Here is an 11,895-nt window from a genome sequence, read left to right on the forward strand (position 1 = left end):
CTAGACAAGTTGTTTAAGTTCGCACATCCGGGTTTTCGGGTGTTTCCAAGGTGCAAATCTTGAGAAATACTACCGGGTGGAGGATTAACCCGAATACAGGAGTTTAAAATACAATGCCAGTAGTCAGTTTGGCTCAAATGCTAGAGTCAGGAGTTCACTTCGGACACCAAACCCGTCGGTGGAACCCGAAAATGTCTCCCTACATTTTTACAGAGCGCAACGGGGTTCACATCATCGACCTCGTGCAAACCGCTCAGCTCATGGAAGATGCCTACGAGTACATGAGAGTGGCCTCAGAAAAAGGCAAAAAGTTTTTGTTCGTGGGTACAAAGCGCCAAGCTGCCGGGATTGTAGCGCAAGAAGCTCAACGCTGCGGCGCTTACTACGTCAACCAGCGCTGGCTGGGGGGAATGCTCACCAACTGGACAACGATTAAGTCCCGCGTGGAGCGCCTCAAGGATTTGGAGCGCCGCGAGGAAATCGGTGCCCTAGATTTGTTGCCGAAAAAAGAAGCTTCGGTGCTGCGCCGAGAAATGGCAAAACTCCAGAAGTATCTGGGCGGAATCAAAACTATGCGTAAGATTCCCGACGGAGTGGTGCTGGTAGACCAACGCCGCGAGTATAATGCTGTGTTGGAATGCCAAAAGTTGGGAATTCCCATCGTCTCTCTGTTGGACACCAATTGCGACCCGGATTTGGTTGACATTGCGATTCCAGCAAATGACGATGCTATTCGATCGATCAAGCTGATTGTCGGTAAGTTGGCTGATGCCATTTACGAAGGTCGTCACGGTCAGCCCGGTGGCGACGGTGACTACGACGACGACTACGAAGGTGGCTACGAAGGCGCTGAATATGATGGCGAAATCGAAGAATTGGATGACCCCAATTATGTAGACCCCGACGAAGCCGCTGAGGCCGAGGGCGAAGAGACCGAAAGCTAATATTGCGATCGGAATTTGACACCAGGCAATTAAAAATTAAAGATTGAAAATTAAAAATAATAATTATTTTTAGTTTGATATTTTTGATTTTTAATTGTACATGGCACGAGTCTAAGTCATTAGTAGAGTTCTGGCAAAAGCATTCATTGTGTTAGTGTTAGCACCAAAATTAATTGGGGTGCTACACGTACAAAGTCCGCCCTAATGCCGACTAGGTATTTCTTCACTCCTGTCCAATCATTAACATTAAGATTAGTAACTAATGACTAATGACTAATGACTAATGACAACTAAGAGGGCGGACACGCACCATCCACCGCCCCTACTGACTAATGACTAATGACTAATGACTAATAACTAATTTTGATTGGGAACTTAAGGAAGATGGCGGATATATCTGCAAAACTTGTTAAAGAATTGCGCGACAAGACTGGCGCTGGCATGATGGACTGCAAAAAAGCCCTCATTGCAAACGAAGGCGATATCGAAACATCAATTGAGTGGTTGCGGAAAAAAGGTCTGGCTGGGGCTGACAAAAAAGCCGGACGGGTTGCCTCAGAAGGACTCGTAGGCAGCTACATTCACACGGGCGGCCGCGTGGGAGTGCTGGTGGAAGTTAACTGCGAAACTGATTTTGTGGCACGCCGCGAAGAATTCCAAAGTTTAGTACGCAATATTGCGATGCAAATTGCAGCTTGCCCGAATGTGGAATACGTGAACCTTGAAGATATTCCTGCCGAAATTGTCGAAAGAGAAAAGGCAATAGAAATGGGCAAGGATGACTTGGGCAACAAGCCGGACAATATCAAAGAAAAGATTGTTCAAGGGCGGATTGACAAGCGCATGAAAGAGTTATGTTTGATGGATCAGCCTTTTATTCGAGATCAAAATATCTCGGTGGAAGAGTTGGTGAAACAAACCATCTCCCAAATCGGAGAAAATGTCCAAGTGCGCCGCTTCGTGCGCTTTGTGTTAGGCGAAGGCATTGAGAAGGTAGAAGCTAACTTTGCCGATGAAGTAGCAGCCCAAATGGGTGCTCAGTAATTCACAATTAAGATTGGGAATTGAAATTAAAAATGTGAAAATTAGCTTTTCACATTTTTAATTTTTAATGACAAAATGGGTTTAAAGTAGTTGTAGGGTGCGTCGTCCTCAAAAAATACAAAACAAATATCGACAATCTTACAGTGACGCACGTAAGATAATTTATCGAAAATTGTACTAGAAAACAATTGTTGGCTTTGTTTCCACGGATCGGAAGTGTCAGGTAGTCGCCTTCATATTGTCGATTGAATTTAGAGATTGTTTACGGCGACACACCCTAGGAATTTTTAGTTTTATACGACGTCCTATTTTAATTTTATACGGGAGATATGGTGGGAGCAAGAGAACGCATAGAGCAAGATTTGGCAGGACTAGAAGAGAGTTTAGCAGCCTTGAATGTGGAGTTTCGCAGTACATACGACAGTTATTTAACTTCCTTGGGACAAGCGGTGCGGCAGCAGTTAATTTTGGCTTGCTATCACCTTTGCACTCAATCCGCGCCGGAGTCGTTTCTCAAGTTGTCCTTCGATGGGCGGCAAAAAATGCAGCAGTCTGTAAGGCTTTTGGCTGCTGCGTCGGAGGAAAAATTGCGATCGCTAGTGACTGAAGCAGAGGCAGAGGAAGAGGAAGAGGAAGAGGACTTCGACAAAAACGAAGAAGAGGAAGAGGAAGAGGAAGAAGAGGAGGAAGAGGAAGAAGAAGAGGAAGAGGAAGAAGAGGAGGAAGAGGAAGAGGAAGAAGAGGAGGAAGAGGAAGAAGAAGAGGAAGAGGAAGAGGAAGAGGAAGAGGAAGAGGAAGAGGAAGAGGAAAAGAAACAACTTTCAGCCATTAACTATCTATTTTCAGTGGCAAATTATCATGTGCCAAATGCTAATTCTCCCGAAAGTTTGGCGCGCTGGCAAAATAGTATTGAAAAGTCGATCGTCCTGATTCTCAAACTGCTTTCTCGTGACACCAACCGCTTGCTGCAACAGTCGGGAATCTTGCCCAATCAATTGCCAGAACCTATTCTAGAAGCTGCTTATGCTGCTGAAGCTTCGGGCGACAGCGTTGCTGGGCCGCCTAACTTATTAAACTTAATCGTTCAAGCCGATAGCTCTTCGGCACCGCCAAACTTAGCACAAGCACAGGTTACTATGGCCGTGCACATTACAGCAATTAAACTGCGGTTGTCAGAAATAGAGTTTGCCGATGCGGGAACTTCGGCTTGGCGCCAGCAAGTTCGCAACCTCTCTGTGAAGTTAAACTCCCTAGGCCGGGATTACCAGAAAAAGCAGCGGGAACTTGCTGTGGTGGAGGCTGAGTCGGCTTGGCGATCGAGTTGGTTTGAAGATTAGTCAGTTGGTTGTTGGCAGTTGGCCGTTGACAGTTGGCAGTTGGTTGTTGGCAGTTGGTTGTTGTCTGGGATTCTTGAGCTATGATTAATGACTAATGACTAATGACTAACAACTAATGACTAACAACTAATGACTGATGACTGATGACTAATGACTAATAACTAATGACTGATGACTAACAACCAACCAGAATGGCAGCGATTGCAAAAAGCTCTTTCAGTAGAAGCCGATCGCGGATTTAACGACATCCAGGGCACCCAATACCGCTTCAGCGAGTTTCTCGGCTTGAGTTTGAGACAGTTAGCCGGTGTTGTGGCGGCTTCTGCGCGCGATCGTGCCAGACAACTAGCTGTGGAATTTGACATCTACCCGCAGAAGGATCTCGAACAGCGCCAGCATTCGATCGCCATTACAGTGAGTTTCCTCAGACAAATGGAGCAAGTTTGGGAAGAACAAACCACACAAGTCAGACCCGCAAACGCCGCCGAGTCGGTCGCCCCAGCCGTTTCCGTTCCCCGAACAGCACCGCTGAGTGCGGCACCGCCACCGCCCAGCTTGACCCTCGACCAACCCTTAACCCGCGTCACCGGCATCGGCCCCGCCAACGGCAACCGCTTGTTAAAACTCGGTTTAAACACTGTATACGACTTGCTTTACTACTATCCCCGCAACCACATCGACTATGCAAAGCAAGTACAAATTCGCGAGTTGGTAGCAGGGGAAACTGTGACTTTAATCGCCGAAGTAAAGCGGTGCAATTGCTTTTCTAGCCCGAAGAATAAGAAATTAACGATATTAGAAGTAATTTTAAAAGACCGCACGGGAGAAATAAAAATTAGTCGCTTTTTTGCCGGGCCTCGCTACAGCAATCGCGGCTGGCAAGAATTCAAAAAGCGCGAGTATTGTACTGGTGCGGTGTTGGCTGCTTCGGGGTTGGTGAAGCAGGGTAAATATGGCATTACTTTAGATAATCCTGAGTTGGAAGTATTAGACGACTCCGGCGGTGCGATCGAATCTATGAAAGTCGGCCGCCTGATACCTGTTTATCCGCTGACGGAAGGGGTAGACGCGGGTTCGGTGAGGCGATCGATTTTGGCTGCGATGCCGGCGGCGAAACTGTTGCCGGAATCGCTACCGGATGATTTGCGCGATCGTTACGGTTTAATGGGTTTAGCCGATGCGGTGGCAAATATTCACTTTCCGCTCGATCGCGATTGCTTGTCCGCCGCCCGCCGACGCCTAGTTTTTGACGAATTTTTCTACCTGCAATTAGGACTTTTGAAGCGCCGCCAAACCCAAAGAAAAGCTCAAGCTAGTGCAGTCATCCTTCCTAGCGGCAAATTGATCGAACATTTCTATGAAATCTTGCCTTTTGCCTTGACAAATGCCCAGGAAAGAGTAATTAATGACATCCTCAACGATTTGGCTTCGTCGCAACCGATGAACCGATTAGTACAAGGCGATGTCGGCGCGGGCAAAACCGTAGTCGCCGTAGTCGCAATGCTAGCAGCAATTCAATCGGGTTATCAAGCCGCTTTAATGGCACCGACAGAAGTTTTAGCAGAACAGCATTACCGTAAATTGGTAGGTTGGTTTAATTTGATGCACTTGTCTGTGGAACTGTTAACTGGTTCGACAAAAGTAGCCAAGCGCCGAGAAATTCACAGCCAGTTAGAAACGGGAGAATTGCCTGTTTTAGTGGGAACTCACGCGCTGATTCAAGATACAGTAAATTTCCACAAATTAGGTTTGGCGGTAATTGACGAACAGCACAGATTTGGGGTGCAGCAGCGGGCTAAATTGCAGCAAAAAGGCGAATCTCCGCACGTTTTGACGATGACGGCAACTCCCATTCCCCGGACGCTGGCGCTGACGCTGCACGGCGATTTAGATGTGAGTCAAATTGATGAACTTCCCCCCGGTAGGCAGGCAATTCAAACGACGGTTCTGTCGGCAAAAGAACGCATCCAGGCTTACGATTTGATTCGCCGGGAAGTGGCGAGCGGCCGTCAAGTTTATGTGGTGCTGCCACTGGTGGAAGAGTCGGAAAAGTTGGATGTGCGATCGGCAATTGAAGAAAAAGAAAAACTTCAAAGCAGTGTATTTCCTGAGTTTAAGGTGGGTTTGCTCCACGGCAGGATGAGCAGTGCGGACAAAGATGAGGCAATTACGAAGTTTCGAGACAAAGAAACTGATATTTTAGTATCTACAACTGTGGTGGAGGTGGGAGTAGATGTGCCGAATGCTACGGTAATGCTGATTGAAAATTCGGAGCGTTTTGGACTGTCGCAATTGCACCAATTGCGGGGTCGTGTCGGCCGGGGCAGCAACCGTTCTTATTGTTTGTTAATGCCGGGTTCTAAGACGGCGGAAGCTATGCAGAGAATGAAGGTTTTAGAACAATCTCAGGATGGTTTTTTTATTGCGGAAATGGATATGAGATTGCGGGGGCCGGGTCAGGTTTTGGGAACTCGGCAGTCGGGTTTGCCGGATTTTGCTTTGGCGAGTTTGGTGGAAGATCAGGAGGTTTTGGAGTTGGCGAGGGCTGCCGCACAAATGGTGATTGAGAATGATGAAAGTTTGAATCAGTGGCCTGTGGTGCGGGATGAGTTGGAGAGGAGATATCAGCGGATGATGAGCGGCTCGATTTTGACTTAAGAAACCCAAAAAACCCGGCGGTTGAAACCACGTCTACACAGACACTCACGCGCCTGCGCGGGTTGAAGATTTTAGGCGATGATTTTCACATTTCCGAATACTCTCTTCGTCGGCTTGGAGTGGACATCGTTTGACTTTCTGGCGGTTTCGTAAGGATTCAGGTATCTGAAACGTAGTCACAGAGGGACTTGTAAAATTCAAAAATTCGCTAAATCAATAGCTTGATTCTCAATAAATACGAAAATAAAAGCTTTCATGGTTTCTTAATAAGAATAAAGATTTTACGATAATTCGATCAAATGCTTATGCCCTATAGGTTTTACTACTTTTGGCATGACCTGAATCCTTACGTTTTTGCAATCGAGCCAAATGCTTCGGTTTAATCAGACTCATTTACCTAATTACCTAATAAACGCTCGATCGCAATTGAAACATCGGGAAAAGCCAGGGGGTTAATATTACCGTGAGTCAGAGTTTCTCTGAATTGATAGCCTTCATCGGTAGGATCTCGAAACACGATTAATTCCATAGTTCGCAAATTGACAACCCAATACTCGGCAATCCCGGCTGCTGCGTAAATTTTGCTTTTAATTCCCAAGTCTTTAGTTAGGGTAGAATTGGAGTATTCTATCACCCAAAAGATGTTTTCTGGATAGGGATGATGTTCTCGATAATTTTGTCCCAAACGTTGAATTACAGCGATATCTGGTTCGGGTTCGGAGTTGTTAAGTGGCAAGGTAATCGGCTTACCTTGCCGCACTTTAGCCCGATCGCCCAGCAAGTACATTAGGTACTCTCCAGCCTCATCGCTACAGTAAGCATGAGATTCTCCTTCGGGAGCTATTTCGATGATTTCTCCACCTATTAGTTCAACTTTTCGCCCTTCCAGAATGCCGGCTTCAATGATGCGGTGGTAGTCTGCAACCGTCCATTTTACAGTTGTGACGCTCACGGCGATTACTCCTATGTTTTTAGTGTTATTTTACAGGCGATCGCACATTTATCTCAAAGAGGTTGGCAATCCAGATTTCACCTCTGATTGTCATGCCAAATCCTCATGTTTGAGGAGTTCTGAATATTGGCTGATTCCGAGTTCCGCAAGCTGTCGGTCTTCTTCGGCAAATTCGCTGTAGAGTTCAGCTAAGTTAGTTTCATCGATCGCAGGAATACTCACTAATCTGGCACGGAATTTCAGGAAGCTAATAAATTCAACTACTTGTTGGAGTTGTTCTCGATCGAACTTTTCTAATTCTTGTTGGATTAACTCTCTCATGACAGTTATATTTGTTGTCAAGTTTTCTGTATTATAGCCCGATCGCCCATCAATCCAAAAGTGCGATCGGCTCTCCTGAGTTTGTGGTGTAAAATGTACCTACTAATACATTTACCGTTATGAGCTTCCATCTAGATTATCTATTAGCCTTGCCTAGAGTCAGGGTTGAAACTTGTACTCAAGTTGAGGGAAAAATTTTCTTGGGACTGAGCATTTTATCAGAAGGAATTGTTTGTCATCATTGTAACAATCCTACCAAAAAACTGCATCAAAATCGACCAATTTTAGTAAGAGATTTGTCGGTTTTTGGTCGTCCTGTATATCTAAAAATCCCACGACGGCAGTTTTACTGTCCTAACTTACTCAACGGTATCCAACAGAAAAATTAGATTTTTTGGACGTTAAAAGACGGCATACTCAACGATACGAACAAAATATTTATGAGCGTGTTAAACAATCGAGCCTGGAGCAAATTGGTAGATAAGAAGGACTGAGTTATGACGAAATAAAAGGAATATTTGAGCAGGTAAACACCCTAAAAAAAAACGAATTGGCAACGGGTTAAACGAATTGGTCTGGATAAGATAAGTATGCGAAAATGTCAAGGAAATTTTGTGACTGTTGTGAGTGACCTGGGCGAAGGTAATTTAATTGAGATGATTGATTCTGATCGCTGTGAAGAAATCATTGAAGTCCTGATGCAACAAGCAATTGAGGTTCGTGAAAAAGTTGAGGAAGTCAGTTTTGATATGTGGGGAGGATTCCCTAAGGTTATCAAAAAAGTATTCCCAAATGCCAAAGTTATTATTGATCGTTTTCATGTGATGAAAGTAGTTAATAAAGACTTAAATAAGTTACGTAGAGCAGCCGAAATAACAGATAGGTAAAGTAAATATTTATTATTATGTAGTCGACTAAAATTGAATCAAGACCAGATTGATAAATCATAAATGACACTAGAAAAATCCGAATGTTTGCGAATTGCGTATGAGATGAAAGAAAAATTTAGAGAAATATATGAGACTAATTTGACGGTACAAAAAGGGCAGAAGAAAATCAAAGAATGGCTAAATCATGCACAAGTCTTTTTGAGAGAAGCTGCATCAACAATTGAGAATCATTTTGAGGGTATTTGCAACTACTTTCTTCATCGCATAACAAGTGGAGTCATGGAAGGAATCAACAATCGGATTAAGTTGATAATGCGGCAAGGGTATGGTTTTTCTAATTTTAATAATTTTAGGAATCGCGTATTAGCTTGCTTTTCTGATTAGATAAACTTATAACCATAAGTTCAGGAGAGCCGTGCGATCGCCCATCAATCCAAAAGTGCGATCGCCCATCCACAAAAAACCCGATCGCCCTGAAACCGACCGAAAATTTGTCTGCTTTGTGGCACAGTCCGCCGGGGGTTGAAACCCCCGTCTCATAGCTAAAGTCGGTTGAAACTGAGATCTTGCACCATTCTCAATTAGCCATACTGCCAACCACTAACAGTGATGTCAAAACCCTGCTGACGAGCTAAACTCTGGGTGCGAGCGATATTAATTAACAGCCCCAAAACTACTAGAGAGGCCAACAAAGTTTCTCTCGCCAGTAGCGCCGCCTCTCCCCAATATGGCAAGGTAGTTTTTCCCGATGCTAGATATGCCCAGAAGGCGAGAAAGTAGACAATAAAAGATAATACTAGCCAGCGATAAACTCCCAATAAAGTGCTTTGTCCAAACCGATGCAAACCAAACCAATTTTTCACTGTTTTAAAGAATCCTTCAATCTGCCAACGTCTTCTACCGAGTCGAGTAATGTAGACAGCAGATAAAGGTTTTGTCGAAATTACAAAGCATTTTTCGAGACTGCCATCATCCCGTTTGAGCCAATACCAAGACAGGGTGACTGGAAAGTTTAATCCTTGCAGCACTACTTACTGACCTCTTTGCAGTCCTTGGTTTACCTGCCGCGCATCTGCCAACCTCCGATCGCTCCTAATCCCAAAAATACCACTTGTACGTGGTTGTTTTTTTACCTAGTTGAGCATTTCTATACTGCCAAATGCGCTATCACCTAATACTCGAATTTCATAATGTGCTGTTAAGGTTTTTGGCAGAGTTTTTAGCAATCTTTGACCGAGTTTTATTGGCGCCAACTCTCCCTTGCCCCGATAGACTCGGAACCCCCAAGGTACTCGACTTCTTCCCACAAGTATGTAGAGGACTAACAGGTGCAATCCTCATTTACCATTATAAACTCTAATTAGTTTCCCTAACCCTGAGAACTTACCAATTTTTTCGAGGGTGGTCATATCCAAAATTACCGTCAAAATTGGTCGCCTCCCAACCCGTCTTTCGGCTTTGACTTGCCTGATAATTTTGGTTCGCACAACTCGAATTACTGCCCGCACTGACCATTGGTAATGATTGAGGAAGCGACTAATAGCGCTGGCACTTACTATTTGAGAGTGAGTCGGGTAAACTTTGTCCTGTTGCTTCCAGAAATAGACCTAGCAAGGCTCGCAGACTTTTTCGTTGATATTTGCTTGGCATTAAATCCATGAAGTTATAGACTAATGCTTGAGCATAATTAAGAAGGGTTGACATTAACTTATCACATTGTTTATACGTCCTGTTTTTCATATTTTGGCACAAAATGCCAGGGCTAATTGAGAATGGTGCAAGATCTCAGTTGAAACCGACTAAAGATTCGCAGGAAACCGATACACATCAACTAACTCTTCAGTCTTCTTTCAGAGGACTTTCGCTATGAGACAGGGGTTTCAACCCCTGGCGGACTCGGCGACGAACCAATTAGCCCCGACTGCGCGGACTAACTAACGGACTAACAAATCAAATGCGATCGCCCATCAACAAAAAATGCGATCGCGGGGGTTCAGAAACCGGGTTTTTTCCGAAATACTTCCCTACAACCCACAGATTCGGGCAAAAACCCGGTTTCTTGGATTATCGCCCGCCGCTAACTCCCTCCAATCGCAGGAAATGCACCCTGCCCAACGAATCCCCCGCTACAACTGTCACTCCATCAGGCAAAATTGCACAGCAATTAAACTCAGCATCTCCGCTGAAACTAGCAATTTCTTTGCCATTAAGCAAATCCCAGATTTTCAGGGTTTTATCGTCTGAAGCGGAAATCGCTCTCTGGCCGTCGGGTGCGATCAATACTGCTCTTACCTCGCTAGTATGACCCGTGAGCTTTTTCAGTTCCCAGCCGCTGTCTGTATCCCAGATTTTCAAGGTTTTATCCCATGCAGCCGAAATCGCTGTTAGGCCGTCTGGTGCGATCGCTACTGCCGTTACATAGCCAGTATGACCGGTGAGAGTTTTCAGTTCCCGACCTGTCTTGGTGTTCCAGAGTTTCAGGGTTTTATCCCATGAAGCGGAAATCGCGGTTTTGCCGTCGGGTGCGATCGCCACTGCTGTTACCCCGCTACTATGACCCGTGAGAGTTTTCAGTTCCCGACCTGTCTTGGTGTTCCAGAGTTTCAGGGTTTTATCCCATGAAGCGGAAATCGCGGTTTTGCCGTCGGGTGCGATCGCCACTGCATTTACATAGCCAGTATGACCCGTGAGAGTTTTCAGTTCCCGACCTGTCTCGGTGTCCCAGATTTTCAGTTCATTCCGTGAAGCGAAAATCGCTGTTTTACCGTCTGGTGCGATCGCGATTGCTATTATCTGGCTAGTATGACCGGTGAGGGTTCTAAGTTCGGTACCTGTCTCGGTGTCCCAGATTTTCAGTTCATTCCATGAAGCGGAAATCGCTGTTTTACCGTCTGGTGCGATCACCACTGCATTTACCCCGCCAGTATGACCGGTGAGGGTTCGCAGTTGGGTGCCTGTCTTGGTGTCCCAGATTTTTAGTTCATTCCATGAAGCGAAAATCGCTGTTTTACCGTCGGGTGCGATTGCAACTGCATCTACCTTGCCAGTATGACCGGTGAGAGTTCGCAGACATCCTTCTCCAGGTTGCTCTAAATTAGCCTTCAAAGGCCGCAACCAAACACTATCTTTCCACTGCTTTGCCTGTTCCAACATCCCCTGAATCTCAGGCACCTCAAAATCCAGCAACTTCCCCAACAATTGCCCAGCCAACTGCGTTTTATCCCCATCCAAAACGTGCGCAGACTTACGAATTGCCCCTTGAATCAATCTCAGAGTTTGACTTTGCCCCTCCGACAACAAAACATCAGAAACCCTCGCCAAATCATAATCATCAATTAACGCTTGAACCCCCAAAAATTCCAGTTTCATCTCAATAAAACCGAAATCCGTCAACCAAGCACAATAACGGTCAACCTTCCCCCCTTTCGCAAATCTCTTCGGCAGGGTGGATTAATTGTCAACGCAATAATGTATCATAGAAGAGGCAATCAGATATTACCATCGGGTAAAACTATCACTATAGGACAAAGAATTAATGAATTTATTAGAAGCGATTAAATTAGTTCCAGACCATCCAAAAAACCGAGGAATTAGACATCCACTCTGGCTTATGCTCACCATAATTTTGTTGGTAGTTGCACGGGATATTGGGGGTATAAGCCCTTGGTAGAATTACCAAAAATCATCGAAAAACCCTCATAAAATTATTGGCTCTCCCGCCGGATATTCGCTTTCGATCAGATTCAAGG

8 protein-coding genes and 2 pseudogenes are annotated in these 11,895 nt (G+C 45.1%); 6 read left to right on the forward strand and 4 right to left on the reverse strand.

From position 1 onward, the window contains the following. Positions 1–113 precede the first annotated feature (113 nt). From rpsB to recG, 4 genes are all read left to right on the forward strand, one after another. The gene (gene rpsB / locus QT998_RS26050) at positions 114–944 is read left to right on the forward strand and encodes a 30S ribosomal protein S2 (RefSeq protein ID WP_333089269.1); all 831 of its coding nucleotides are present in this window, start codon (positions 114–116) and stop codon (positions 942–944) included. 384 nt (positions 945–1,328) lie between these two features. Then, positions 1,329–1,988 (forward strand): translation elongation factor Ts, encoded by a 660-nt coding sequence (tsf, locus tag QT998_RS26055; protein ID WP_194070394.1) that lies wholly within the window; start codon positions 1,329–1,331, stop codon positions 1,986–1,988. 329 nt (positions 1,989–2,317) lie between these two features. Next, entirely contained in the window at positions 2,318–3,325 is a 1,008-nt protein-coding gene (locus QT998_RS26060; protein ID WP_194070393.1) for a hypothetical protein, read from the forward strand. A 171-nt stretch (positions 3,326–3,496) separates the two neighbouring features. After that, positions 3,497–5,983, forward strand: a complete 2,487-nt coding sequence (recG, locus tag QT998_RS26065) for an ATP-dependent DNA helicase RecG (RefSeq protein WP_333118655.1) — start codon at positions 3,497–3,499, stop codon at positions 5,981–5,983. Positions 5,984–6,380: 397 nt separating this feature from the next. Here the strand turns inward: recG and QT998_RS26070 are convergent, their stop codons facing one another. Both QT998_RS26070 and QT998_RS26075 read right to left on the reverse strand, forming a co-directional pair. After that, entirely contained in the window at positions 6,381–6,935 is a 555-nt protein-coding gene (locus QT998_RS26070; protein ID WP_333118653.1) for a Uma2 family endonuclease, read from the reverse strand. Positions 6,936–7,025: 90 nt separating this feature from the next. Continuing rightward, on the reverse strand, positions 7,026–7,256 hold the full coding sequence (locus tag QT998_RS26075; RefSeq protein WP_333089258.1) for a hypothetical protein: 231 nt from the start codon (positions 7,254–7,256) through the stop codon (positions 7,026–7,028). 119 nt (positions 7,257–7,375) lie between these two features. Between QT998_RS26075 and QT998_RS26080 the strand changes: the two genes are divergently transcribed. Continuing rightward, the gene (locus QT998_RS26080; protein ID WP_333118651.1) at positions 7,376–7,645 is read left to right on the forward strand and encodes a transposase family protein; all 270 of its coding nucleotides are present in this window, start codon (positions 7,376–7,378) and stop codon (positions 7,643–7,645) included. 186 nt (positions 7,646–7,831) lie between these two features. Then, positions 7,832–8,530: pseudogene (locus QT998_RS26085) on the forward strand (ISL3 family transposase). A gap of 197 nt (positions 8,531–8,727) precedes the next feature. Here QT998_RS26085 and QT998_RS27605 read toward each other — a convergent pair. Beyond that, positions 8,728–9,850 (reverse strand): annotated as a pseudogene (locus QT998_RS27605) (transposase). A gap of 360 nt (positions 9,851–10,210) precedes the next feature. Next, positions 10,211–11,515 carry a WD40 repeat domain-containing protein gene (locus tag QT998_RS26095; RefSeq protein ID WP_333118646.1) on the reverse strand — a complete coding sequence of 435 codons (1,305 nt, stop codon included), beginning with the start codon at positions 11,513–11,515 and terminating at the stop codon, positions 10,211–10,213. Between the last annotated feature and the right edge of the window lie 380 nt (positions 11,516–11,895).

It is taken from the genome of Microcoleus sp. S1D4 (genome assembly GCF_036700765.1).
Lineage (GTDB): Bacteria > Cyanobacteriota > Cyanobacteriia > Cyanobacteriales > Microcoleaceae > Microcoleus.

Excerpts from the sequence above, each read along its gene's own strand:
- rpsB (WP_333089269.1), top strand. The coding sequence starts at position 114 with ATGCCAGTAGTCAGTTTGGCTCAAATGCTAGAGTCAGGAGTTCACTTC.
- tsf (WP_194070394.1), top strand. The coding sequence starts at position 1,329 with ATGGCGGATATATCTGCAAAACTTGTTAAAGAATTGCGCGACAAGACT.
- QT998_RS26060 (WP_194070393.1), top strand. The coding sequence starts at position 2,318 with ATGGTGGGAGCAAGAGAACGCATAGAGCAAGATTTGGCAGGACTAGAA.
- recG (WP_333118655.1), top strand. The coding sequence starts at position 3,497 with ATGACTAACAACCAACCAGAATGGCAGCGATTGCAAAAAGCTCTTTCA.
- QT998_RS26075 (WP_333089258.1), bottom strand. The coding sequence starts at position 7,256 with ATGAGAGAGTTAATCCAACAAGAATTAGAAAAGTTCGATCGAGAACAA.
- QT998_RS26080 (WP_333118651.1), top strand. The coding sequence starts at position 7,376 with ATGAGCTTCCATCTAGATTATCTATTAGCCTTGCCTAGAGTCAGGGTT.
- QT998_RS26095 (WP_333118646.1), bottom strand. The coding sequence starts at position 11,515 with ATGAAACTGGAATTTTTGGGGGTTCAAGCGTTAATTGATGATTATGAT.